The sequence below is a fragment of the Streptomyces sp. MMCC 100 genome (assembly GCF_041538145.2).
GTDB lineage: Bacteria > Actinomycetota > Actinomycetes > Streptomycetales > Streptomycetaceae > Streptomyces.
This window is the reverse complement of the sequence record NZ_JBGORK020000001.1, coordinates 6,585,641-6,609,411: the sequence shown is the minus strand read 5'-3', so window position 1 is coordinate 6,609,411 and position 23,771 is coordinate 6,585,641. Positions and strand designations below refer to the sequence as shown.

Below are 23,771 nucleotides of genomic sequence, written 5' to 3'. Positions count from 1 at the left end.
TACAGGAGTCTGGCGTCCTTTATCTAGTGGCCGCTATAAAATGCACTCCATGGTGAACGGTGAGAAGACGGAACGGTCCGGAGCGCCTGCCCGGAGCGGTGCGGCCAGGACCCGCGGCCGCCCGCGCTCCTTCGACCGTGCGACCGCGCTGGAGGCGGCGCTGCTGGCGTTCTGGGAGCACGGGTACGAGGCCACGTCCGTCTCCGACCTGACGCGGGTCATGGACATCGGCGCGCCGAGCCTCTACGCCGCCTTCGGGGACAAGCGCTCGCTCTTCGAGGAGGTCGTCCAGGAGTACGGCGTGCGGTACGGCTCGTTCGGCGACCGGGCCCTCGCCGAGGAGCCGACCGCGCGTGCGGGCATAGAGAGGATGCTGCGCGAGGCCGCCGCCGAGTACACGGCCCCGGGCCGGCCGCACGGCTGTCTGGTCATCCACGCGGCCGCCAACTGTTCGACCGCCGAGGTGGAGGAGTCCCTGCGGGAGCGGCGCAACGCCAACATCGCCGCGATCGAGAGCAGGATCGAGGCCGACGTGGACCGGGGTGTACTGCCGCCGGACACCGATGCCGCCGCCCTCGCCCGGTACACCGGCGCGATGATCCAGGGCATGTCCCAGCAGGCGCGCGACGGCGCGAGCCGGGCGGAACTGGAGGCGCTCGCGGAAATTGCCCTGGCGGTCTGGCCCCGAGGTTGAGCCAACGGGGTTAGGCTTCTGGCGGCTGCCGGACGGGGGTGCAGTCGGCACAAGTCACCAACAACAAACAACGTCCACCGCATGGACACGGTAAGTGGTCTAGTCCACAATGGTCGCTGGGTCACTGACCGTGTCGCTCACGCAAGGTGATCGTCAGGCTTCCGTCCTCCCCGCACAGGAGGACGGACCGAGGATCCGGAGCTCTCTGCCCTGACTGCCCCGGCTCCTCATCCTTCGGCCGACCGGGACCGCACACCCCACGGCCGATGTTGCTCCGGGCTGCGGTGCCGAGAGGGTTGAGGGTCCCTCTCAGGCGCCGCGGCCCGCGGGTGTTTCCGGGGGCCGTTCGGCCGCGTCGGGGGCGGGGGAGCAGCGGAGGGCGGCTGGTTTCGATCGCTGTCCGTACCGCCAGGTACGCTCAGCCCCGTGCCCTCCATGAACGAACTCGTACGCCAGCACACCGCGCTCGACGACTCCGACCTCGAGTGGCTCCACCTGCTGGTCTCGGAGTGGCAGCTGCTGTCCGACCTCTCCTTCGCCGACCTGGTCCTGTGGGTCCCCACCCGCGACGGCACGCGCTACGTCTCCGTCGCCCAGATGCGCCCCAACACCGGACCCACCTCGTACCAGGACGACATGGTCGGCCACCTCGTCCCGCGCGGCCGGCGCCCCATGCTGGACGCCGCCCTGGACGAGGGACGGATCGTGCGCGAGGGCGACCCGGAGTGGCGCGAGGAGGTCCCGGTCCGCGTCGAGTCCATCCCCGTGCGCCGCCAGGGACGCGTCCTCGGGGTCATCGCCCGCAACACCAACCTGCTCACCGTGCGCACGCCGAGCCGCCTGGAACTCACCTACCTGCAGAGCGCCTCGGACCTCGCCCAGATGATCGCGGCCGGTGCCTTCCCGTTCGAGAACCAGCAGGTCGACATGGACGCCTCGCCCCGCGTCGGCGACGGCCTGATCCGGGTCGACGGGGACGGCATCGTCCAGTACGCCTCCCCGAACGCGCTGTCGGCCTACCACCGCATGGGCCTGGCCGCCGACCTGGTCGGCCATCATCTGGGCCGGACCACCGCCGAACTCGCCCCGTCCCGCGGGCCGGTGGACGAGGCGCTCGCCAAGGTGGCCAGCGGCTGGGCGCCGCGCGAGTTCGAGATCGAGGCGCACGACGGGGTGATCCAGTTCCGCGCCATCCCGCTCAAGCCCAAGGGCACGCGTATCGGTTCGCTGGTGCTCCTGCGGGACGTGACGGAACTGCGTCGCCGTGAGCGTGAGTTGATCACCAAGGACGCCACCATCCGGGAGATCCACCACCGGGTGAAGAACAACCTCCAGACGGTGGCGGCCCTGCTGCGCCTGCAGGCCCGGCGCATCGAGTCCGACCGGGGCCGCGAGGCGCTCGAGGAGGCCGTGCGCCGGGTGGGCTCGATCGCGATCGTGCACGAGACGCTCTCCCAGAACCTTGACGAGCGTGTGGAGTTCGACGAGATCGCCGACCGTGTGCTGGCGATGGTGGCCGAGATCTCTCCGGGCCGGGTCACCGGCCGGCGCACCGGCCGCTTCGGCATTCTCGACGCCGAGGTCGCCACCCCGCTGTCCATGGTGCTGACCGAGGTGCTGCAGAACGCCCTGGAGCACGGCTTCCGGGACAGCGACACCGGCACGGTCGAGGTCTCGGCGGTCCGTGGCGGTACCACCAAGGAGGCCCGGCTCCTGGTCACCGTCCAGGACGACGGCGTCGGCCTGCCCGAGGACTTCGACCCGCACCGCTCCGGCAACCTCGGCCTGCAGATCGTCCGCACCCTGGTGGAGGGTGAGTTGGGCGGCACCTTCGACATGGTCCCGGCCGCGGAACGCGGCACCCGGGTGATCCTCGACGTCCCGGTGCCCGCCGAGAAGTAGAACGAGAAACCGAACGGTAAGTGGGCACAGCAAAAAGCCCCGGACCAGTGAAGGTCCGAGGCCAGTGCTCGTGCGATACATCGTCCGATGCGCATCGGGGGTACTGCGCGCTGCGGCTCGGGAGCGGGGGATGCGTACTCGCTGTACGCGCCGCCAAGCTGAGGCTGTCAGTAGGGGTGGGTTGTCAGGCGGAGGCCTGACGAGCCCGGTTGCGGGCGGCACGGCGCTTCATTGCGCGGCGCTCGTCCTCGCTGAGACCACCCCAGACGCCGGAGTCCTGGCCGGACTCGAGCGCCCACTGCAGGCACTGCTCCATGACGGGGCAGCGACGGCAGACGGCCTTGGCTTCCTCGATCTGCAGCAGCGCGGGACCGGTGTTGCCGATGGGGAAGAAGAGCTCGGGGTCTTCCTCGCGGCAAACGGCGCGGTGACGCCAGTCCATGGCTGCTACCTCTCCTTGGTATTACATGCTGGGATGCTTGTGAATGTGAACGCTTTCACGAATCCCTCAACAAGGGAAGGGCCTAGCGCCAGGTTCCCTGGCGTGGTCCTGTGGTTTGAAGAGGGGTTCCGGTGATCTGTGGATGCCGGTCTTGCGGGCTGTCCCGATCGCCAAGAAGAGACTCGCAAACCTCGGCGGCGGATACAACCCCTTCCGGAAAGTTTTTTTTGATTCTTCGGTGTCGACTAGGTCACAGCCGTACTTCCATGGGGTGGACCCTGGTCTAAACGTTCGAGTGAAAGGACTTTCGCCCCTTCTGCTCACACAATCACACGCAGTGCACGGCGTACGCCTGTGAACGTCACGCTGGTCCGCAACCCCAGGTGGTCACCGTCCATCTGAAGGGGCAGAGGCACCTTCGAATGCAAGGTGAAGTCGGTCAGATCGTGCAGGGAGACCGCGTGTCGACCGCGTGGCCCGCGTGCGGGGGACGAAGTGAGCAACTGGGTGCCATACCGGGCGACCGCGGCCGTCGACAGCCGGCTGAGGCCGAAGACGTCGAGCGCGGTGTCGAACGACGCCTCGGGGGAGGCGTAGATCGGGCGGTTGCCGAGGAACGTCCAGGGGCAGGTGTTCGAAACTATGGACAGCACCAGATCGGTGACCGGGTCCTCGCCCGCCCGCTCCAGCGTGATCGTCCCGCTGCGGCGGTGCGGCTCGCCGATGAGCTGGCGCACCACCTGGCGGACGTAGAGGGCGTGCGTCGACTTCTTGCCGCGCTCGCGGTGCTGCTCGACACGGCCGACCACCCCGGCGTCGAAGCCCAGTCCGGCGTTGAAGGTGAACCAGCGCGCCGGGACCGCCTCGTCCTCCGTGCCCGGCGTACCCGACGCCAGGCCCAGGCCGACGGTCCGTTCGCTGCCCTCGCGCAGGGCGTCCAGCAGGGCGCCGGTGGCCTCCACCGCGTGGTTGGGCAGGCCGAGGGCGCGGGCGAAGACGTTGGTGGAACCACCGGGGACCACCGCGAGCCCGGGCAGGTGCTCCGGGTCGGGGCCCGCGTGCAGCAGACCGTTGACGACCTCGTTCACCGTGCCGTCGCCGCCGAGGGCCACCACCAGGTCGATGTCCTCGCTCTGTGCCGCCTGCCGGCCGAGGTCGCGCGCGTGGCCGCGGTACTCGGTGGTGACCGCCTCCAGCTTCATCTCGCTCGCCAGCGCGTGGATCAGCACGTCGCGCGTACGCGCACTCGTGGTGGTTGCCGCCGGATTGACCACGAGAAGTGCACGCATGGTGTGCAGGGTACCTACTGGGTGGTACTCGGCCCAGACCGATGTGAAGATCCCCACCGGGCCCGGTGCGCGTGATACGCCCGACACCCGGGCGGGCGCGGGCGTGGGAGCGCCGAGGGCTACCCTGCAGAGGTGAGCAGTGAGCAGACCCCCGACCCCGCCTCCTCGGTCGCCGAAGAGGCAGAGCCCCGCCCCGCCCGAGTGACCGCCGCGGCGGCGATCGCCGCGCTGGAGGGCCTGGCGCTGGTCGTCGGCGGTGCCTGGATGCTCGTGGGGGGCCTCACCGGGCACCCCGACGACCGGACCGCGGCCGTCACCGGCGGCATCACCCTGATCGTCCTCGCCCTGCTGCCGCTGCTCGCCGCCCGCGGGCTGATCCGCTTGCGGGGATGGAGCCGGGGACCCGCCGTGATCACGCAGATCATGGCGCTGCCCGTCGCCTACAACATGGCGGGGGCCGACAGCCTGGCCGTCCCCGCAGGCGTCGTGCTCGGTGTCGTGGCGCTCACCGCCCTGTACCTGCTCATCAATCCCGAGACCACCCTGGCCCTCGGAATCCGGGGGCCAGGCAACGCCGGCAAACAGCCGTAAGGCGCCCGCTGAGAAGCTGCTACTCCTCGACCAGCAGCTTCTCCCGCAGCTGTGCCAGGGTGCGGGCCAGCAGCCGTGACACGTGCATCTGCGAGATCCCGACCTCCTGGGCGATCTGGGACTGGGTCATGTTGCCGAAGAAGCGCAGCAGCAGGATGCGCTTCTCCCGCGGCGGCAGGTCCTCGAGCAGCGGCTTGAGCGACTCCCGGTACTCGACTCCCTCCAGTGCCTCGTCCTCGGCGCCGAGGGTGTCGGCGACCGCCGGGGACTCGTCGTCGGTGTCCGGGACGTCCAGCGACAGCGTGGAGTACGCGTTGGCCGACTCCAGGCCCTCCAGGACCTCCTCCTCCGAGATGGACAGCTTCTCGGCGAGCTCGTGGACCGTGGGGGAGCGGCCGTGCAGCTGGGAGAGCTCCGCCGTGGCCGTCGTCAGGGCCAGCCGCAGCTCCTGGAGCCGGCGCGGGACACGCACCGCCCAGCCTTTGTCCCGGAAGTGCCGCTTGATCTCGCCGACGACCGTGGGGGTCGCGTACGTGGAGAACTCCACCCCGCGGTCCGGGTCGAAGCGGTCGACCGACTTGATCAGTCCGATGGTGGCGACCTGGGTGAGGTCGTCCAGGGGCTCGCCGCGGTTGCGGAAGCGGCGCGCGAGGTGCTCGACGAGCGGCAGGTGCATGCGGACCAGCCGATTGCGCAGCTCCGCGTACTCCGGGCTGTCCTTCGTCAGCGTGCGCAGCTCGGCGAACAGAAGGCGCGCACCGCTGCGGTCCTGCGGGTCGTGCCGTGTGCCCTGCGTGACCCGTGCCCCCGGCGCGTGGCCGCCGACGTTTCGCTCGTGCTCGCTCATCGTCCCGCCCGTCGCCCTTTCCCGAGCCCGCGCCTCCGCTCGGACGGGCGGGACAGGGGTGTCCCCGGTCCGCTGCCCGTCGCCCGGAACGACGGCCTCCGGCGAGGTCTCGTCCTCCGGATGCGGTCGGGCCTGCTCGGGGATGCCGTCGATGCCGTCCGCCGTGCGTCGCGCCTCGTTCGGAGAACGTGTGCCCTCGGCCGGCAGCTCCCGTGTACCGCGCTCTTCGTCCCGCACCGGCCCGTCCCCGTCCCTCACGTCGGCCCGGGTCCCGCGCCGCGCTGTTTGTAGAGGCTGATCGAAACGGTTTTGTCCTCGTCCACGGCGGAGGAGACCTTGCCCGCGAGGGCGGAGAGCACCGTCCAGGCGAAGGTGTCCCGCGAGGGGGCGTGGCCGTCCGTGGTCGGCGCCGAGACGGTGACCTCGAGCGAGTCGTCGACGAGGCGGAAGACGCAACTGAGCACCGAGCCGGGCACGGCCTGCTGGAGCAGGATCGCGCAGGCCTCGTCGACTGCGATGCGCAGGTCCTCGATCTCGTCGAGGGTGAAGTCCAAACGAGCTGCGAGGCCGGCCGTCGCCGTACGCAGCACCGACAGGTAGGCACCCGCGGCCGGCAGCCGGACTTCGACGAAGTCCTGGGTCGCGGGCTCGCCTGCGATCTGGGACACCCTCACCTCCAAGGTGGTACAAGCGTTACAGGGCCGAGGGACGCCCCTCGGGATAACGCGATACGTGGTTCAGCGGTGACGTTATCGCGCTCCGAAGTTTCCTGTCCCCGAGACCCCAACCCCGTGCTGTCACTCATAGTAAACACACGAACACGCACAGTGGCTAGGGGGTCGGCGGGCCCAAATCGGAAGAGCGCGCGCCGGGTTGACGTACCCAGACGTCAGACGGTCGAACCGTCCCGGGCAGAGGTCACACGAGGACGTGGTCGACGAAGCACCAGCGCCAGCTCTCCCCGGGCTCGAAGGTCCGCATCACCGGGTGACCGGTCTCCTTGTGATGCGCCGTCGCGTGCTGCCTCGGCGAGGAGTCGCAGCAGCCGACATGACCGCAGCTGAGACACAGCCTCAGCTGCACCGGGTCCGTGCCCTCGGCCAGACACTCCGGGCAGGTCTCGCCGCACGGCTCGGGTTCCGGGTGCGGCAGCGCGTCGGCGTGCGTGCACTGTTTCATGATTGCCAGGTTACGACGGGTGTGCGGATGACCGCGCGGAAAACGAGGGCGGGCGAGGACGATGGACGTGATGCCGCTGCTGTTGCTGGTGGCGGGGAGCGCCGCGGTCGCCGCGGCGGGACGGCGCGTACCGGTGCCGGTCCCGCTGCTCCTGGTCGCGGCGGGCCTGGCGGTGAGCTACGTGCCCGGTGTGCCCGACTACACCCTCGACCCGCACATCGTCCTGCCCCTGCTGCTGCCCCCGCTGCTCCACACGGCGGCCACCGACAGCTCCTACCTGGACCTGCGGGCGCAGGCCCGACCCGTGGCGCTGCTGTCCGTGGGATACGTCCTGTTCGCCACCTTCGTCGTCGGCTGCGCGGCCTACTTCATCGTGCCGGGCCTGCCGCTGACCGCGGCCCTGGTGCTCGGTGCCGTCGTGGCACCGCCGGACGCCGTCGCGGCCACGGCGGTCGCCCGCCGCGTGGGGCTGCCCTCCCGGATCACCACGATCCTCCAGGGCGAGTCCCTGGTGAACGACGCCACCGCGATCACCGCCTTCAAGGTGGCGCTCGCGGCGGCCGTCGGCGAGGGCGCGACCTGGGCCGGCGGGATCGGCGAGTTCCTGATCGCGGCGGTGGGCGGCGTCGGGGTCGGGCTGGTCCTGATGGTGCCGCTGCACTGGCTGCGCACCCACCTGACGGAGGCGCTGCTGCAGAACACGCTCTCCCTGCTGATCCCGTTCGTCGCCTACGCGGTCGCCGAGCAGGTGCACGCCTCGGGGGTGCTCGCGGTGGTCGTCGTCGCCCTCTATCTGGGCCACCGCGCGTGGGAGGTCGATTTCGCCACCCGGCTCCAGGAGGAGGCGGTGTGGAAGATGGTCGCGTTCGTCCTGGAGTCGGCCGTGTTCGCCCTCATCGGGCTCCAGCTGCCCGTCGTCCTCAAGGGCCTGGGGGAGTACGAGGGTGTCGACGCAGCCTGGTACGCCCTCGCCGTCTTCCTGGTGGTGGCCGTGGCGAGGTTCGTGTGGGTGTACCCGGCGACCTTCCTGCCCCGGCTGTCGGCCCGCGTACGCGCGCGCGAGGGCGCCCTCTCCTGGCAGGGACCGTTCGTGATCGGCTGGGCCGGGATGCGGGGCGTGGTCTCCCTGGCCATCGCCTTCTCGATCCCGCTCACCGTGCACGGCGGGGAGCCCTTTCCCGAGCGCAACCTCATCCTGTTCCTGACCTTCACGACGGTCATCGGCACGCTGGTCGTCCAGGGCGTCAGCCTGCCGCCGCTGATCCGCCTGCTGAAGTTCCCGGCGCACGACGTGCAGGCCGAGACGCTGGCGGAGGCCAACGCCCAGGCGCAGGCCTCGCGGGTCGCGGAGCAGCGCCTGGACGACCTGCTCGCCGACGAGCGCAACACTCTGCCGACGCCCCTCGCCGACCGCCTCCGCACGGTCCTGGAGCGCCGCCGCAACGCGGTCTGGGAACGGCTGGGCCAGGTCAATCCCGTCACCGGCGAGACCGTCGACGACACCTACCGGCGGCTCTCCCGGGAGATGATCAGCGCCGAGCGCGAGGTCTTCGTCCGGCTGCGGGACGGCCGCTACATCGACGACGAGATGCTCCGGACGCTGCTGCGCCGACTGGACCTGGAGGAGGCGGCGGCCTACCGGGAGACCACCTGAGCGGGCGCTCGGGGCCGTGATCCGGACCCGCTCAGGGGAAGGGCCGGCCGGTGACGACCGCCGCCAGGGTCGTCCCGCGCGGGAAGGCGCCCTCCTCGGTGAGCGCGAGCAGGGCGTACAGCATCTTGGCGACGTAGACGCGTTCCACGGGCAGGTCGTGGCGGCGCTCGAAGTCCTCGGCGAAGGCGTCGAGGCCGGGCGTCGTGCGGGCGTAGCCGCCGTGGTGGAAGCGGTCCTCCAGGCTCCAGGCGCCGCGCGGCCCGCCGAACGCACGCTCCTGGAGCCGCCGTATGTCGCCCTCCAGGAAACCGCCCTTGAGCACGGGTATGCCGACCGCCCGCCGCCCCGGAGGGAGCCCGGCGGCCAGCCCGGCCAGGGTGCCACCGGTGCCGCAGGCGATGGCGGCCACGTCGGCGTGTTCGCCCAGCTCCTCGCCCAGGGCGCGGCAGCCGCGGACGGCCTGGGGGTTGCTGCCGCCCTCGGGAACGACGACGGCGTCCTCTGCGTCGACCGCGCGCAGAAGGGCGGCCAGGGTCTCCGGTTCGGTCTTGCGGCGGTACGTGGAGCGGTCGACGAAGTGCAGCCGCATGCCGTCGGCGGCGCACCGGGCCAGCGAGGGGTTGAGCGGCAGGCCTGCCAGTTCCTGACCGCGGACCACGCCCACCGTGGGCAGCCCGAGCAGCCGGCCTGCGGCTGCCGCGGCCCGCAGGTGGTTGGAGTAGGCACCGCCGAACGTGACGACCGTGCGGCCGCCCGCCGTGGCGAGATTAGGCGCCAGTTTGCGCCATTTGTTGCCGACCAGCTCGGGGTGGATCAGGTCGTCCCGCTTGAGCAGCAACCGGACACCGTGCCGCTCGAAGCGTTCGTCGGCCGCCTCCTGCAGGGGAGAGGGCAGGCGGGGCCGCAGGGCGGCGAGGTCGCGGGTGTCGGTGCCGGTCACCCCGCCATTGTCACGCCGCCGCACACGGCGGACACCTCGCTTCGGCCGGTCCCGGATCACTTCAGCCGGTCGCGGATCCGCTCCCGCATCGAGGCCATCGTGAACCCGCGCGGATCCACCTTTCCCGGCTGCCACTCCAGGTGACCGATGACGGACCGCTCGTTCCAGCCGTGGTGGCGGCACACGGCCGCGGCCGCCCGCTCGATCGCCTCCAGCTGCGCCGCCGGCCAGGGATCGTCGCCGTCGCCGAGGTTCTCGCACTCGAAGCCGTAGAAGTGCCGGTTGCCGTCGGTGCCGGCCTCGTTGTCCCGGGGCAGCGCCTTCTCCGCGATCACCGCGCGCAGGACGTCGTCGTCGCCGAGACCGGCGTGGTTGGCCCGGCCGTACCCGACCAGATGGACCTTGCCGTCCTTGGTGACGACCCCATGGCACAGCGGACCCGGCAGGTCCTCGTGGCCCTCGCGGCAGATGTCCACCGTCCGCGCGCTGCCCTTGGTGACCGTGTGGTGGATCATCACACCGTGCACGGGGCCCCACGGCCCCTGGTGGTTGCGGTTGTGGTCCCGCCAGTCGCCGACCTCGACGACGGTCAGGCCCTCCGCCTTCAGTGCCTTGAGGAAACTGCTCGCGGACATGGGTGAGGCCACGGTCGGCTCCTTCACGCTGCGCGACGACCGCCCGACGCGACCGCCTCGTACGGAGCTTGTACCGAAACGGAGCGTCTCCTATTACTTGTTCGGTCCGTGTGCGAGCCGTTTCGGACAATCTCGTCCCGGCCGACGGCGCCGAACTGGGCCGAGCAGAGTCGGACATGTCGCCGAGCGGCGGAACAAGCCCCCATATGTGCCCCGGCCGCGCGTGATCCATTCCCGCTCTTTCGTGTAATAGCACCGGCACGCTCCGTGAGGAAGGCTGGTCCACGCACATCGATGCCGGGCGGCGCAGTCGTCCGGCATGACCGGGAGGGCAATTCCTTATGTCGGTAGGCGAAGAGGTCCGCACCGAGCAGACCAGGCCGCAGCAGAGCCTCGGCACGGCGGCCGCGCGGAACCTGGCCACCACCACCAAGTCCGTTCCTCAGATGCAGGAGATCAGCTCGCGCTGGCTGCTGCGCACGCTCCCCTGGGTGGACATTCAGGGCGGCACGTACCGGGTGAACCGGCGTATGACCTTCGCCGTCGGCGACGGCCGCGTGACGTTCGTGAAGACCGGTGACCGCGTCGAGGTCATCCCCGCGGAGCTGGGCGAGCTGCCGGCCCTGCGCTCGTACGAGGACGACGAGGTCCTGTCGGAACTCGCGCAGCGCTGTGAGCAGCGGGAGTTCGGCCCCGGCGAGGTGATCACCTCGTTCGGCGGCCGGGCCGACGAGGTCTACCTGCTGGCGCACGGCAGGATCGAGAAGATCGGCACCGGTCCCTACGGCGACGACGCGGTGCTCGGTGTCCTCGCCGACGGCGCCTACTTCGGCGACCAGGCGCTCCTCGACGGGGACGCCATCTGGGAGTACACCGCCCGCACGGTCACCGCCTGCACGGTGCTCGTGCTGCCCCGCCAGGAGGTCGAGCAGGTCGCGGAGCGGGCCGGCTCCCTGCGCGAGCACCTGGAGCAGCGGCGCGCGATCCCGGAGCAGCGCACCAACAAGCACGGTGAGAAGGAGATCGACCTCGCGGCCGGCCACAGCGGCGAGCCGGACATCCCGCACACCTTCGTCGACTACGAGGCCCGGCCCCGTGAGTACGAACTGAGCGTCGCCCAGACCGTGCTGCGCATCCACTCGCGCGTGGCCGACCTGTACAACCAGCCGATGAACCAGACCGAGCAGCAGATCCGGCTGACGGTCGAGGCGCTGAAGGAGCGTCAGGAGCACGAACTCATCAACAACCGTGAGTTCGGCCTGCTGCACAACTGCGAGTACGACCAGCGCATCCAGCCGCACGACGGCGTCCCCGGTCCGGACGACCTCGATGAACTGCTGAGCCGCCGGCGCGGCACCAAGCTGCTCCTCGCCCACCCGCGCGCCATCGCCGCCATCGGCCGCGAGCTCAACAAGCGCGGACTCGTTCCCGAGACGATCGACGTCGCCGGGAACCGCATTCCGACCTGGCGCGGTGTGCCGATCTACCCGTGCAACAAGATCCCGGTCACCGAGGCCCGTACGTCATCGATCATCGCGTTGCGTACCGGAGAGCAGGACCAGGGCGTCATCGGTCTGCGGGCCACCGGCATCCCCGACGAGATCGAGCCGAGTCTGTCGGTGCGCTTCATGGGCATCAACGAACAGGCCGTCATCAAGTACCTGGTCACGGCCTACTACTCGGCCGCGGTCCTCGTGCCGGACGCGCTCGGCGTCCTGGAGAACGTCGAGATCGGCCGCTGGCGGTGACGCCACTGTCCCGGACGCGGTGTCCCCGCCCTCCCGGGCGGGTACACCCCCGGGGTACGGACGGGCCCAGGGGGAAGGTGAGTCCATGACGGAGATCCGGCGCGGCGCCACCGCGACGCGCCGTTCCACCGGAACGCCGGAAAGGCGCGGGTCCATCGGCACACAGCGGGACAACGAGCCGGGGGAGCCGCCCGGGGGGCAGGGGCCGGTGGGGGCCGAAGGGCACGAGGCAGCCGTGCTCCTGAGGGAGTCACGGGCGTCGGTCGACCCCGAACTGCGCTCCGCCATCGCATCAATGCCCGACTCGATGCGCCGGATCGCGCTCTACCACTTCGGCTGGCAGCACGCGGACGGCGCGCCCGCGTCGGGCAACGCGGGCAAGGCGATCCGCCCCGCGCTCGTCCTCACCGCGGCGACCGCGCTCGGCGGGCCGGCGGCCCGTGCGGCTGCCGGCCGGGCCGCGGCGGCGGTGGAACTGGTCCACAACTTCACCCTGCTGCACGACGACGTGATGGACCGGGACGCCACCCGGCGTCATCGGCCCACCGCGTGGACCGTGTTCGGCGACGCCGACGCGATCCTCGCCGGAGACGCCCTGCAGGCGCTCGCCCTGCGGCTGCTCGCCGCAGACCCGCACCCGGCGTCCGCGGCGGCGGCCACCAGGCTCGCCGACTGCGTCATGGAGCTGTGCGAGGGCCAGCACGCGGACACGGCCATGGAAGGGCGTCCGCCGGGCGAGGTCACCCTCGACGAGACGCTCGCCATGGCCGAGGCCAAGACGGGTGCCCTGCTGGGCTGCGCCTGTGCCCTCGGTGCGCTGTACGCGGGCGCCGCCACGGAGGACGTCGAGGCCCTGGACGCCTTCGGCCGTGAGGCCGGTCTGGCCTTCCAGCTCATCGACGACGTCATCGGCATATGGGGCGACCCGCGCCACACCGGAAAGCCGGCCGGTGCGGACCTGGCCGCCCGCAAGAAGTCACTGCCGGTCGTCGCCGCCCTCACCTCCGGCACCCCGGCCGCCGCCGAACTCGCCGAGCTGTACGCGGCACCGTACGACGAGGACAAGGAGGACCTGGAGCACACCGCCCTGGTGGTGGAGCGGGCCGGCGGCCGGGACTGGGCGCAGGTCCAGGCGGCCGACCGGATGGCGAGGGCCATGCAGGAGCTGGCCCGTGCCGTGCCCCACCCGGAGGCGGCGGGCGGCCTGCTCGCGCTGGCCGAGTTCGTGACCCGGCGCAGCACCTGACGGCCGCACCGGTCACCCCGGACCCGGCCGTCCCGGACCCGGTCACCTCGCCCGCCCCGGCGGCCGTGGACCGCCGGGGCGGCCGCGCAAGACCCCGGAGCCCTTGCAGGGCCGTACGGAACCTGACCGACGTACGGCCGCACCGCCGACGGCTCCGGTCCGGCGGGTCCCGCACTTCCCCACGGTGTGCGGGGCCCGCCTCCCTGTCTCTCCCGCTGGGCGTGCGGGTCCACCGGATAGGCTCAACCGCCTTACACGCGAACGATGTTGAGTCGAAGGGGCGAGGCATGGGTGTGGTGATCCGGACCGCGGGCGAGGGCGACCGGGATCTGGTCGTCCGGCTGTTGGACGAGGCCTTTCAGGACGATCCGGTGAGCAGTTGGGTCTTTCCCGGTGAGGAGTACCGGCGACGGACGCACCACCGGCTCATGGCCGCGTTCGCCGACGCCGTCTTCGCCGACGGGCGCATCGACCTCACCGAGGACGGTGCCGCCTGCGCGCTGTGGCTGCCCGTCCCGGCGGACGAGCGCGCCGGCGCCGAGCCGGACGACGGCCCCGAGGCGGATGACGGGCCCGAGTCGGATGACGGCCCCGAGTCGGATGACGGCCCCGAGTCGGATGACGGGCCCGAGTCGGATGACGGGCCCGAGCCGGATGACGGGTCCAAGGCGGGCGTCGAGGACGTTCCCGCGCGGATACGCGAGGCCGTCGACCCGGACAACGAGCGCGTGGAGTTGATAGCCCGGCTCACGGACGGCATCCATCCCACCGGCCGAGCCCATGAGTACCTGTGGATGATCGGCGTGGCCCCCGGGCGGCAGGGCGAGGGGCTGGGCACCGCGCTGATCGAGAGCGTCCTCGACCGCTGCGACCGCGAGGGGTTGCCCGCCTACCTGGAGGCGAGCAGCGCCCGAGGCAAGACGCTGTACGAACGCCTCGGTTTCGTGTTCACCGGGCGGGCCCTGGACCTGCCGGACGGCCCCCGTATGTGGCCCATGTGGCGCGAGCCGCGGACTCGCTGACCGCGTGATCCCCTCCCCGAACAACTACACATGGAGTACTGTGGTCGTAGTGGTCAACGCGTTCGACACGTATGGGGAGACCGGTTTGCGCAAACTCACGTATTTCATCGCCTGCTCGATCGACGGCTTCATCGGCGGCCCGGACGGCGACGCGTCGTTCATGGTCCCGTTCGTCGACGAGGAGTTCTTCGAGTTCCTGAAGACGGAGTATCCGGAGACGATGCCGACTCATGGCCGTCGGCCGCTCGGCATCGACGACCTGCCGAACAAGCGGTTCGACACGATCGTCCAGGGGAGGGCCAGCTACGACCTGGCCCTCAAGGAGGGCGTCACCAGTCCGTACGCACACCTGCGCGAGTACGTCGCCTCGCGCACGCTGACCGAGTCGCCCGACCCGAACGTCGAGATCATCTCGACGGACCTGGTCGGCAGGGTCCGGGACCTGAAGGCGGAGGACAGTGCCTTCGACATCTACCTGTGCGGCGGGTCCGTCGTCGCCGGAGAACTGGTCGACGAGGTCGACGAACTGGTCATCAAGACGTACCCGGTGGTCCTCGGCACCGGTATGCCGATGTTCGCCTCCGGGTTCGAGGTCTCCGAGTTCGTACCGGACTCGGTGCGGACCTTCGGCAACGGAGTGGTGGTGCGCACGTACCACCGGAAGCGCTGAGCCGCCGCCCGCTCTAACCTGGGGGTATGGACAGCGACACGTACGTCTGTCCCAAGTGCGGACAGCCAGTCGAAGCAGTCGCCCGGCGCCACAAGACGCTGGGCGCGTGGGTCCCGGTCTGGGCACCCGGCCCGTGCCGCAACCCGAAGTGCGCGGCAGGTCCCGAGCCGAACGCCCGGACAGCCGAGGCCGGAGCGCGGCCCGAGACAGTGCGACACCCCCGAGGGGCGACCGCGGAGAACCCCTGATCACGGGAAACCCTGACCACGGCAACGCCGAAGGGGCCCGGCCAGGATGGCGGCCGGGCCCCTTCGGGCTTTTGGCTTTTCTGCGGCCTGCGATGGTGCACCGATCGCCGGCCCCGGGGTACCGGCCTTCGTCAGGCCTTCTTGGTCTCCCAGAAGATCTTGTCGATCTGGGCGATGTAGTCCAGGGCCTTCTGGCCGGTCGCCGGGTCCTTCGAGCCCTTGGCGGTCGACAGAGCCTTGAGGGTGTCGTTGACCAGCTGGTGCAGCTCCGGGTACTTCTCGAAGTGCGGGGGCTTGAAGTAGTCGCTCCACAGCACGGAGACGTGGTGCTTCGCGAGCTCGGCGCGCTGCTCCTTGATGACCGTGGCGCGCGTCTGGAAGTGCGGATCGTCGTTGCCGGCCATCTTCTCCTGGATGGCCTTCACCGACTCCGCCTCGATGCGGGCCTGGGCCGGGTCGTACACGCCGCAGGGCAGGTCGCAGTGGGCGCTGACCGTGACCTTGGGGGCAAACAGGCGGGAAAGCATGAAGCGTTCCTTCCTCGTGATCGTCTTCTCAGGGGGGACATTACTCCCTGGGAGGCCCGATTTCGCGAGTGCCCCCGTGGGCTTAGGACAAAAGTCCGGGGTGAGACTGAGACTGGTGGAGGAAAGACCGGGGAGGTGCCGGGTGATGCCGGAGCAACTGTCGCAGGAGACCGAGCGCGCGAGAGGGGCGCTGCCCTTCGGACCGGCCGAGGTGACCGGGCCGTCGATGGTGCCCACGTTGCACCACGGCGACGTGCTGCTCGTGCACTGGGGGGCGCGGGTCCGACCGGGTGACGTGGTCGTGCTGCGGCATCCCTTCCAGCAGGACCTGCTCGTGGTCAAGCGGGCGGCCGAACGGCGCGGGTCCGGCTGGTGGGTGCTCGGGGACAACGCGTTCGCGGGCGGGGACAGCACCGACTACGGGGTCGTCCCGCAGGACCTCGTCCTCGGCAGGGTCCGGTTCCGGTACCGGCCGCGGGCGGGTCAGCGTTCGCCGTTCGCCGTGGTCCGCTGGGCACTGTCGGCGGTCAGGCCGGTGCTGGCCGAGCGGTCCGCCTCCAGGCGCTTGCGGGCGCGGTAGGCCGCCACGTTGGCGCGGGTGGCGCAGCGGTCGGAGCAGTAGCGCCGGGAGCGGTTGGTCGAGGTGTCCAGGTAGGCGTTGCGGCAGGGGGCCGCCTCGCACAGACCCAGCCGGTCGACGCCGTACTCGGTGAGGTGGAAGGCCAGTCCCATGGCCGCGATGGCCGCGAAACCCGCGGTCGCGTTGGAGGGATGGTCCGCCAGGTGCATGTGCCACAGCGGGCTGCCGTCCTCCGCGCGGTGGTCGTGTCCGGAGATCTGCGGGCTCACCGGGAACTCCAGGAGCAGGGAGTTCAGCAGGTCCACGGCGAGGGTCTCGTCGCCACCGTCGGCCGCCTCGAAGACCGCGCGCAGCCGTCCCCGGACCGAGCGGAACCGCGTCACGTCGGCGTCGGACGCGCGCCGGGCCGCCGACTGGTTGGCGCCGAAGAGCTCACGGACGGCCTCCACCGAGGTCAGGGAGTCCTGGCCCCGCGACGGTTCCTCGGTGTTGACGAGACGTACGGCGTAATCCGAGTAATAGGCCAGTTCCACTTGTAGTCCTTACGAAGGGGCTCTATGGTCGTGCCTGCGGTCAGGTAATAGCTGATTGCGCTTCCAGGGTATTACACGACGTAGGCACGGAGGGGGCTCGATGACGGACGCGGACGCCACCACGACCACCACGACCACGACAACCACCGCGGGGGGAGCCGACTGGCAGGCGTGGCAGCGGAGCTGGGACCGGCAGCAGGAGTGGTACATGCCGGACCGTGAGGAGCGGTTCGGGATCATGCTCGACATGGTCGAGGCGCTCGTCGGCCCCGCGCCGCGCGTGCTGGACCTGGCCTGCGGCACCGGCACCATCACGGCCCGGCTGCTCGCCCGGTTCCCGCAGGCCACGAGCACCGGCGTGGACCTCGACCCCGCGCTCCTCGCCATCGCCGAGGGCACCTTCGCGGGCGACGAGCGGGTCTCCTTCGTCACCGCCGACCTCAAGGACCCCGACTGGCCGGCGAAGCTGCCGTACGACACGTACGACGCCGTGCTGACCGCCACGGCCCTGCACTGGTTCCACGCCGAGCCCCTCGCGGATCTCTACGGTCGGGTCGCGGAGCTGGTCCGCGACGGTGGTGTCTTCATGAACGCGGACCACATGATCGACGACACGACGCCCCGGATCAACGCGGCCGAGCGCGCGCAGCGCCACGCGCGGATGGACGCGGCCAAGGGCGAGGGCGCGCTGGACTGGTCCGAGTGGTGGCAGCTCGCCGCCAAGGACCCGGTGCTCGCCGGGCCCACCGCCCGCCGCTTCGAGATCTACGGCGAACACGCCGACGGCGAGATGCCCTCGGCGGCGTGGCACGCGCGCGTACTGCGCGAAAAGGGCTTCGGCGAGGCGCGGCCGGTGTGGTGCTCGCCGTCGGACACCCTGCTGCTGGCCGTCAAGTGAGCTCATGACAGCGAGGAGGGGCGGTACGGGAGATCCGTACCGCCCCTCCTCACGCGGTCCCGGGGGGACCTTGCGCCGGCCTCAGAGGACCTTGGACAGGAACGCCTTCGTCCGGTCGTGCTGCGGATCGGTCAGGACGTCGCGCGGATTGCCCGACTCGACCACCACGCCGTTGTCCATGAAGACCAGGCTGTCGCCGACCTCGCGGGCGAAGCCCATCTCGTGGGTGACGACGACCATCGTCATGCCGGACTCGGCGAGGTCGCGCATGACGTCGAGGACGTCGCCGACCAGCTCGGGGTCGAGCGCCGAGGTCGGCTCGTCGAACAGCATCAGCTTCGGGTCCATCGCCAGGGCCCGCGCGATGGCGACGCGCTGCTGCTGGCCGCCGGAGAGCTGCGAGGGGTAGTTGTCGGCCTTGTCGCCCAGGCCCACGCGCTCCAGGAGCCCCCGCGCGCGGTCCCTGGCCTGGGCCTTGCTCATGCCCTTCACCTGGATCGGCGCCTCCATGACGTTCTCCAGGGCCGTCATGTGCGGGAACAGGTTGAAGCGCTGGAAGACCATGCCGATGTCCCGGCGCTTGAGGGCGACCTCGCTGTCCTTGAGCTCGTAGAGCTTGTCACCCTTCTGGCGGTAGCCGACCAGCTCGCCGTCGACGTACAGACGTCCGGCGTTGATCTTCTCCAGGTGGTTGATGCAGCGCAGGAACGTCGACTTGCCGGAGCCGGAGGGGCCGATGAGGCAGAACACCTCGCCCTGCTTCACCTCCAGGTCGATGCCCTTGAGGACCTCGACGGCGCCGAAGGACTTGTGGACGCCCTCCGCCTTGACCATGGGGACGGCGGAGTCCCGCACGCGGGCACCGTCCGTCTTGCCGATCTTCTCGGTCATGCCATGCCTCCCTTCGGGCGGCCGAGGGAGAACATGTTCGCCTTGACCTTCTGCCACGGCGTCGGTGGCAGCTGGCGGCTGGAGCCTCGGGCGTAGTGCCGCTCCAGGTAGTACTGGCCGATGCTGAAGACCGAAGTCAGCAGCAGGTACCAGGCCGCCGCCAGGAACAGCATCTCGGCCGGGGCACCCGAGGTCTGGCCGATGTCCTGGGCGACCCGGAACAACTCGGCGTACTGGACGACCGACACCAGTGAGGTCGTCTTCAGCATGTTGATGACCTCGTTGCCCGTCGGCGGCACGATGACGCGCATCGCCTGCGGGACCACGATCCGGCGCAGCGTCTTGGCGTGGCTCATGCCGAGCGCGTGCGCCGCCTCGGTCTGGCCCTCGTCGACCGCGAGCAGGCCGGCGCGGCAGATCTCCGCCATGTACGCCGCCTCGTTCAGACCGAGGCCGAGCAGCGCCGTCAGGAACGGCGTCATGAAGTCGGACCACTCGTCGCGGTAGAACGGGCCGAGGTTGATGTACTCGAAGACCAGGCCGAGGTTGAACCAGACGACCAGCTGCACCAGGACCGGCGTGCCGCGGAAGAACCAGATGTAGAACCACGAGATGGACGAGGTCACCGGGTTCTTCGACAGCCGCATCACGGCGAGCAGGATGCCGCCGACGATGCCGATCAGCATCGCCAGGACGGTGATCAGCAGCGTCTTGCCCATGCCGGTCAGGACACGGTCGTCGAAGAAGTAGTCCGGGATCGCGCCCCAGTTGATCTTGCCCTGGGAGAACGCGTACACGACCGCGACCAGCAGCGCGATCGCGACGACCGCGGAGACGTAGCGCCCGTAGTGCCGGACCGGGATGGCCTTGATGGCCTCCGGCGGGGTCGGCGGGGTGTCGGCCGGGCCGCCCGCCGTCTTGTCGATGTCAACAGTCACGGATGTTGCCTTTCAGCGCCCGCCGCGCGGTCACTTGCCGCCGTTGACGGTGGCCTGGGTGACGGCGCCTTCCGCCACGCCCCACTTGTCCATGATCTTCTTGTACTCGCCGTTGGCGATCACCGCGTCCAGCGCCGCCTTCAGGGCGTCGCGCAGCTGCGTGTTGTCCTTGGCGACCGCGATGCCGTACGGCGCGGCCTCGACCTGCTCGCCGACCATCTCGAAGTCCTTGCCGCCGCCGGAGGTCTTCACCGCGTACGCCGCGACCGGGAAGTCGGAGGAGCCGGCGTCCGCGCCGCCCGCGCGCAGACGGGTCTGGGCCTGCTGGTCGTTGTCGAAGGCCTCCATGGAGATCTTCTTGCCGGCCGGGCACTTCTCGTTCTCGGCCTTGGCGAGGTCCTCGGAGACCGTGCCGCGCTGGAGCACGAGCTTCTTGCCGCACAGGTCGGACCAGGTCTTGATGCCCTGGTCGTCGCCCTTCTTGGTGTAGATGGAGACACCGGCGGTGAAGTAGTCGACGAAGTCGACGCCCTGGCCGACCTTCTTGCCGGTGTCGGCGTCGATGCCCTCCTGGCGGTCCTTGGTGTCGGTCATCGCGGACATGGCGATGTCGTACCGCTTGGAGCGCAGACCGGTGATCAGGGTGTCGAAGGTGCCGTTCTCGAACTCGAACTTCACACCGAGCTGCTTGCCCAGGGCGTCCGCGAGGTCGGGGTCGATACCGACGGTCTTGCCGGAGTCGTCCTTGAATTCGACGGGAGCGTACGCGATGTCGGAGCCGACCTTGACGGTGCCCTTGTCGCGAATCGACTGCGGCAGCTTGTCCGCCAGCGGAGCGCCGCTCGAGGACTGGGTGTCGCTGCTGCCGGAATCGCCGCTCTCGGTCTGGTCGCCGCATCCGGTGAGCAGCAGGGCGCCTGCGACCGCGATCGCACCGAGCGCTGCTAGCCGGGAGTGCGCGGCGGTCGTACGACGGGTGGAGCGTGCGGTCATGGTGGTTCCTCCGGCGGATGAGGGAGTAGCCGATGGGGACGGTGGAGTTCCGGTGGGACGGACGCCGGCCGGAGACCGACCGGCGTCGTGGGTCGACGAGAGCACACACCTTCGAGTGCCGCGACCTCGTGTGATTACGGCATCTTGCCATTCGGACTCGGCCGTTCAGGGGGGCCGTCATGTCAAAATCGGATAACGGGTCACCCCCCGAACCGCACCAGGTCGGTACATCACGACCGAACCTTTGCGGGAATCTGCCCTTCCGGCCGGAAGATCTACGGAATTTCTCGTTATCCGAACATGGATTGCGGGTGAGCTGGGTCGCCGAAGGTGGCGTTCGCAGGTCTGTCAAGGGGTGCCGGGAGGTTGTCCGGAACCCTGGCTATGAGCCATGTCACCGACATGCGGCGTTCGGGGTCCGGCATGTGAGCTTGCGCTTATCGGACTCGTCGCGGGGGCGGTCCGTCGGGTAAGAAGGTTCTTTACACCCCTCATCAGGGGCTCAGGGCGCGTGTGCGGCGCGTCCGTCGCGCAGGGTCCTCGTGGCCCAGACAGCCATCTCCCTGTGCGGTGCCCGCCCATTCCTCACCAGGAGTGGACAAACCCTCAATCCATGAACTCTTAAGGGGTAAGACAAAGTGGCAGCGGAGATCGTCAATCCTCGCAGCGACAGCGACGCCAGTGCGGAGCAGGAGGCGGGCGCCGAGCCGCTCGACTCCTTCGACCCCGCGTTCGCGCTGCACCGCGGCGGCAAGATGGCCGTGCAGGCCACCGTGCCGGTCCGCGACAAGGAAGACCTGTCCCTGGCGTACACGCCCGGCGTCGCGAAAGTGTGCAGCGCGATCGCCGAGCAGCCCGACCTCGTCCACGACTACACCTGGAAGTCGTCGGTCGTCGCGGTCGTGACGGACGGTACGGCGGTGCTGGGGCTCGGGGACATCGGGCCCGAGGCCTCCCTTCCCGTGATGGAGGGCAAGGCCATCCTCTTCAAGCAGTTCGGCGGCGTGGACGCGGTCCCGATCGCCCTGAACTGCACGGACGCCGACGAGATCGTCGAGACCGTGGTCCGGCTCGCGCCCTCCTTCGGCGGCGTCAACCTCGAGGACATCTCGGCGCCGCGGTGCTTCGAGATCGAGCGCAAGCTCCAGGAGCGCCTCGACATCCCGGTCTTCCACGACGACCAGCACGGCACGGCGGTCGTGACGCTGGCGGCGCTGCGGAACGCGGCGCGGCTGAGCGGACGGGCGCTCGGTGAGCTGCGGGCGGTGATCTCGGGCGCGGGCGCGGCCGGGGTCGCCATCGCCAAGATGCTCGTGGAGGCCGGCATCGGGGACGTCGCGGTCGCCGACCGCAAGGGCGTCGTCTCGGCCGACCGGGACGACCTGACGCCGGTGAAGCAGGAGCTGGCCTCCTTCACCAACAAGGCCGGGCTGTCGGGCTCGCTGGACGCGGCCCTCGCGGGCGCCGATGTCTTCATCGGTGTCTCCGGCGGTACGGTGCCGGAGCCGGCGGTGGCCTCGATGGCGAAGGGCGCGTTCGTCTTCGCGATGGCCAACCCGAACCCCGAGGTGCATCCGGAGGTCGCCCACAAGTACGCGGCGGTCGTCGCGACGGGGCGCTCGGACTTCCCGAACCAGATCAACAACGTGCTGGCGTTCCCGGGCATCTTCGCGGGCGCGCTGCAGGTGCGGGCGTCGCGGATCACCGAGGGCATGAAGCTCGCGGCGGCCGAGGCGCTGGCCTCCGTGGTGGGGGACGACCTCGCCGCGGACTGCGTCATTCCGTCCCCGTTCGACGAGCGGGTCGCGCCGGCGGTCACGGCTGCGGTGGCTGCGGCGGCTCGGGCGGAGGGGGTCGCGCGCCGGTGACGGTGTGACTCCTGCGGTGCGGTGAGCGGCCTCGTCCTTGGCGGACGGGGCCGCTTGGCTTTGCGTGCGTGCGTGCGGGCGCGGCCGTCGGACGGCGGGTGCGTGTGCGTGTGCGTGTGCGCTGGTGCTGGGCTGGGGGTGGGGTGCGCTGACCGGCGCCGGCCGGGTGCCTCCGCCAGTGCCTGAACGGCCTGGGAGGTACCCCCAGCGCCCACCCTCCCCCACTCTCGGCTTCGCTCGAGCGAGGGGACCCCATCGCCCCAGCGGCACGACTGCCCGCAGCGACGGCGGTACGGCGACTGCCCGCAGTCCGGGGGTGGGGCAAGAGGGGGTGTGTCACACGGCGCTGTGGTTCCGGTTGGGCGGTGTGGAACCTATCGTCAAGGTCATGTTCGCTGTCTACGCCGCCCGAATCGACCGCGACCAGCCGCTGGCCGGCCTGGAGTTGGGAGAGCTTCCGGCTCCCGAGGCCCGGCCCGGCTGGAGTGTCGTCGATGTCAGGGCCGCCTCCCTCAACCACCACGACCTGTGGTCCCTGCGCGGCGTCGGCCTCCCCGAGGACCGGTTGCCGATGATCCTCGGCTGCGACGCCGCCGGGGTCGACGCGGACGGCAACGAGGTCGTCCTGCACTCCGTGATCGGCCAGACCGGTCACGGGGTCGGCCCCGAGGAGCCCCGCTCCATCCTCACCGAGCGCTACCCGGGGACGTTCGCCGAGCAGGTCGCCGTGCCGACCTGGAACATCCTGCCCAAGCCCAAGGAGCTCTCCTTCGAGGAGGCCGCCTGTCTGCCGACCGCCTGGCTGACGGCGTACCGGATGCTGTTCACCAACGCCGGGGTGCGTCCCGGTGACTCCGTGCTGGTGCAGGGCGCCGGCGGCGGGGTGGCCACGGCCGCGATCGTGCTCGGCAAGGCGGCGGGGCTGCGGGTCTTCGCGACCAGCCGGGACGAGGCCAAGCGCAAGCGGGCCCTGGAACTCGGCGCGGTCGAGGCCGTCGAGACCGGTGCGCGGCTGCCGCAGCGGGTCGACGCCGTGATCGAGACCGTGGGCGCCGCCACCTGGTCGCACTCCATCAAGTCGCTGCGGCCCGGCGGCACGCTGGTCATCTCCGGTGCCACCAGCGGGGACCGGCCCTCCCACGCCGAGCTGACCCGGATCTTCTTCCTGGAGCTCAAGGTCGTCGGCTCCACGATGGGTTCCAAGGACGAACTGGAGGACCTGCTGTCCTTCTGCGCCGCCACCGGTGTGCGGCCCGTCATCGACGAGGTGCTCCCGATGGACCGGGCCCGCGAGGGGTTCGAGCGGATGGCTTCCGGGGAGCAGTTCGGCAAGATCGTGCTCAGCAACTCCTGACGCCTTCGCCCAGTTCCTCCAGATGCGGCGGGTCCGGTTCTCCGGGCCCGCCGTTCGCGTGCACCGCCTGGCCCTCGGCATG

25 protein-coding genes are annotated in these 23,771 nt (G+C 70.4%); 13 read left to right on the top strand and 12 right to left on the bottom strand.

Annotation, left to right across the window (positions count from 1 at the left end; translation table 11 throughout):
- The first annotated feature begins 49 nt into the window (after positions 1-49).
- Positions 50-694, top strand: coding sequence for a TetR/AcrR family transcriptional regulator (locus ABS735_RS30435; protein ID WP_373902480.1), 645 nt, complete (start codon positions 50-52; stop codon positions 692-694).
- A gap of 426 nt (positions 695-1,120) precedes the next feature.
- Complete coding sequence (locus tag ABS735_RS30430) at positions 1,121-2,596, top strand: sensor histidine kinase (protein WP_373902479.1); 1,476 nt, start codon at positions 1,121-1,123, stop codon at positions 2,594-2,596.
- 184 nt (positions 2,597-2,780) lie between these two features.
- On the opposite strand, the gene ABS735_RS30425 is transcribed toward ABS735_RS30430, so the two are convergent.
- Both ABS735_RS30425 and ABS735_RS30420 read right to left on the bottom strand, forming a co-directional pair.
- A complete protein-coding gene (locus ABS735_RS30425; RefSeq protein ID WP_003973730.1) occupies positions 2,781-3,038 on the bottom strand; it encodes a WhiB family transcriptional regulator in 258 nt (85 codons plus the stop codon).
- Between the two features lie 320 nt (positions 3,039-3,358).
- A complete protein-coding gene (locus ABS735_RS30420; RefSeq protein WP_373902478.1) occupies positions 3,359-4,327 on the bottom strand; it encodes a diacylglycerol/lipid kinase family protein in 969 nt (322 codons plus the stop codon).
- A gap of 132 nt (positions 4,328-4,459) precedes the next feature.
- Here ABS735_RS30420 and ABS735_RS30415 point away from each other — a divergent pair, with 132 nt between their 5' ends.
- Positions 4,460-4,918, top strand: coding sequence for a hypothetical protein (locus tag ABS735_RS30415; RefSeq protein ID WP_373902477.1), 459 nt, complete (start codon positions 4,460-4,462; stop codon positions 4,916-4,918).
- Between the two features lie 19 nt (positions 4,919-4,937).
- On the opposite strand, the gene ABS735_RS30410 is transcribed toward ABS735_RS30415, so the two are convergent.
- The 3 genes from ABS735_RS30410 to ABS735_RS30400 form a co-directional block, all read right to left on the bottom strand.
- Entirely contained in the window at positions 4,938-6,002 is a 1,065-nt protein-coding gene (locus ABS735_RS30410; protein ID WP_373902476.1) for an RNA polymerase sigma factor SigF, read from the bottom strand.
- A gap of 17 nt (positions 6,003-6,019) precedes the next feature.
- The gene (locus tag ABS735_RS30405) at positions 6,020-6,433 is read right to left on the bottom strand and encodes an ATP-binding protein (protein WP_003973726.1); all 414 of its coding nucleotides are present in this window, start codon (positions 6,431-6,433) and stop codon (positions 6,020-6,022) included.
- Positions 6,434-6,683: 250 nt separating this feature from the next.
- Positions 6,684-6,944, bottom strand: a complete 261-nt coding sequence (locus ABS735_RS30400; RefSeq protein WP_059300643.1) for a UBP-type zinc finger domain-containing protein — start codon at positions 6,942-6,944, stop codon at positions 6,684-6,686.
- Between the two features lie 61 nt (positions 6,945-7,005).
- Here ABS735_RS30400 and ABS735_RS30395 point away from each other — a divergent pair, with 61 nt between their 5' ends.
- The gene (locus ABS735_RS30395) at positions 7,006-8,598 is read left to right on the top strand and encodes a Na+/H+ antiporter (RefSeq protein WP_373902475.1); all 1,593 of its coding nucleotides are present in this window, start codon (positions 7,006-7,008) and stop codon (positions 8,596-8,598) included.
- Positions 8,599-8,629: 31 nt separating this feature from the next.
- Here the strand turns inward: ABS735_RS30395 and ABS735_RS30390 are convergent, their stop codons facing one another.
- Both ABS735_RS30390 and ABS735_RS30385 read right to left on the bottom strand, forming a co-directional pair.
- Complete coding sequence (locus tag ABS735_RS30390; RefSeq protein ID WP_373902473.1) at positions 8,630-9,538, bottom strand: 1-aminocyclopropane-1-carboxylate deaminase/D-cysteine desulfhydrase; 909 nt, start codon at positions 9,536-9,538, stop codon at positions 8,630-8,632.
- A 56-nt stretch (positions 9,539-9,594) separates the two neighbouring features.
- Positions 9,595-10,173: an N-acetylmuramoyl-L-alanine amidase gene (locus tag ABS735_RS30385; RefSeq protein ID WP_373902768.1), complete on the bottom strand. Its 579-nt coding sequence runs from the start codon at positions 10,171-10,173 to the stop codon at positions 9,595-9,597.
- 341 nt (positions 10,174-10,514) lie between these two features.
- Here ABS735_RS30385 and ABS735_RS30380 point away from each other — a divergent pair, with 341 nt between their 5' ends.
- The 5 genes from ABS735_RS30380 (at position 10,515) to ABS735_RS30360 (ending at position 15,107) form a co-directional block, all read left to right on the top strand.
- Positions 10,515-11,921: a family 2B encapsulin nanocompartment shell protein gene (locus ABS735_RS30380; RefSeq protein ID WP_373902472.1), complete on the top strand. Its 1,407-nt coding sequence runs from the start codon at positions 10,515-10,517 to the stop codon at positions 11,919-11,921.
- Between the two features lie 85 nt (positions 11,922-12,006).
- A complete protein-coding gene (locus ABS735_RS30375) occupies positions 12,007-13,167 on the top strand; it encodes a family 2 encapsulin nanocompartment cargo protein polyprenyl transferase (RefSeq protein ID WP_373902471.1) in 1,161 nt (386 codons plus the stop codon).
- Positions 13,168-13,454: 287 nt separating this feature from the next.
- Positions 13,455-14,189 (top strand): GNAT family N-acetyltransferase, encoded by a 735-nt coding sequence (locus tag ABS735_RS30370; protein ID WP_373902470.1) that lies wholly within the window; start codon positions 13,455-13,457, stop codon positions 14,187-14,189.
- A gap of 85 nt (positions 14,190-14,274) precedes the next feature.
- Entirely contained in the window at positions 14,275-14,859 is a 585-nt protein-coding gene (locus ABS735_RS30365; RefSeq protein ID WP_373902469.1) for a dihydrofolate reductase family protein, read from the top strand.
- A gap of 26 nt (positions 14,860-14,885) precedes the next feature.
- Positions 14,886-15,107, top strand: coding sequence for a hypothetical protein (locus ABS735_RS30360; RefSeq protein ID WP_373902468.1), 222 nt, complete (start codon positions 14,886-14,888; stop codon positions 15,105-15,107).
- 131 nt (positions 15,108-15,238) lie between these two features.
- On the opposite strand, the gene sodN is transcribed toward ABS735_RS30360, so the two are convergent.
- Positions 15,239-15,634 carry a superoxide dismutase, Ni gene (gene sodN, locus ABS735_RS30355; protein ID WP_373902467.1) on the bottom strand — a complete coding sequence of 132 codons (396 nt, stop codon included), beginning with the start codon at positions 15,632-15,634 and terminating at the stop codon, positions 15,239-15,241.
- Positions 15,635-15,779: 145 nt separating this feature from the next.
- On the opposite strand from sodN, the gene sodX reads away from it, so the two are divergent.
- A complete protein-coding gene (sodX, locus tag ABS735_RS30350) occupies positions 15,780-16,214 on the top strand; it encodes a nickel-type superoxide dismutase maturation protease (RefSeq protein WP_373902466.1) in 435 nt (144 codons plus the stop codon).
- On the opposite strand, the gene ABS735_RS30345 is transcribed toward sodX, so the two are convergent.
- Positions 16,118-16,747, bottom strand: coding sequence for a CGNR zinc finger domain-containing protein (locus tag ABS735_RS30345; RefSeq protein WP_123626192.1), 630 nt, complete (start codon positions 16,745-16,747; stop codon positions 16,118-16,120). The two genes, sodX and ABS735_RS30345, sit on opposite strands and share 97 nt — an antisense overlap.
- Positions 16,748-16,847: 100 nt before the next feature.
- On the opposite strand from ABS735_RS30345, the gene ABS735_RS30340 reads away from it, so the two are divergent.
- A complete protein-coding gene (locus ABS735_RS30340) occupies positions 16,848-17,645 on the top strand; it encodes a class I SAM-dependent methyltransferase (protein ID WP_373902465.1) in 798 nt (265 codons plus the stop codon).
- Positions 17,646-17,726: 81 nt separating this feature from the next.
- Here ABS735_RS30340 and ABS735_RS30335 read toward each other — a convergent pair whose 3' ends face one another.
- The 3 genes from ABS735_RS30335 to ABS735_RS30325 are packed head-to-tail and all read right to left on the bottom strand — an operon-like array spanning position 17,727 to position 20,602.
- Complete coding sequence (locus ABS735_RS30335; RefSeq protein ID WP_373902767.1) at positions 17,727-18,479, bottom strand: amino acid ABC transporter ATP-binding protein; 753 nt, start codon at positions 18,477-18,479, stop codon at positions 17,727-17,729.
- Positions 18,480-18,532: 53 nt separating this feature from the next.
- Positions 18,533-19,474 carry an amino acid ABC transporter permease gene (locus ABS735_RS30330; protein WP_373902464.1) on the bottom strand — a complete coding sequence of 314 codons (942 nt, stop codon included), beginning with the start codon at positions 19,472-19,474 and terminating at the stop codon, positions 18,533-18,535.
- 30 nt (positions 19,475-19,504) lie between these two features.
- Complete coding sequence (locus ABS735_RS30325) at positions 19,505-20,602, bottom strand: ABC transporter substrate-binding protein (RefSeq protein ID WP_373902766.1); 1,098 nt, start codon at positions 20,600-20,602, stop codon at positions 19,505-19,507.
- 503 nt (positions 20,603-21,105) lie between these two features.
- Here ABS735_RS30325 and ABS735_RS30320 point away from each other — a divergent pair.
- Positions 21,106-22,335 (top strand): NAD(P)-dependent malic enzyme, encoded by a 1,230-nt coding sequence (locus tag ABS735_RS30320; protein ID WP_373902463.1) that lies wholly within the window; start codon positions 21,106-21,108, stop codon positions 22,333-22,335.
- A gap of 388 nt (positions 22,336-22,723) precedes the next feature.
- Positions 22,724-23,689 carry a zinc-binding dehydrogenase gene (locus tag ABS735_RS30315; RefSeq protein ID WP_373902462.1) on the top strand — a complete coding sequence of 322 codons (966 nt, stop codon included), beginning with the start codon at positions 22,724-22,726 and terminating at the stop codon, positions 23,687-23,689.
- The last annotated feature ends 82 nt before the right edge of the window (positions 23,690-23,771 follow it).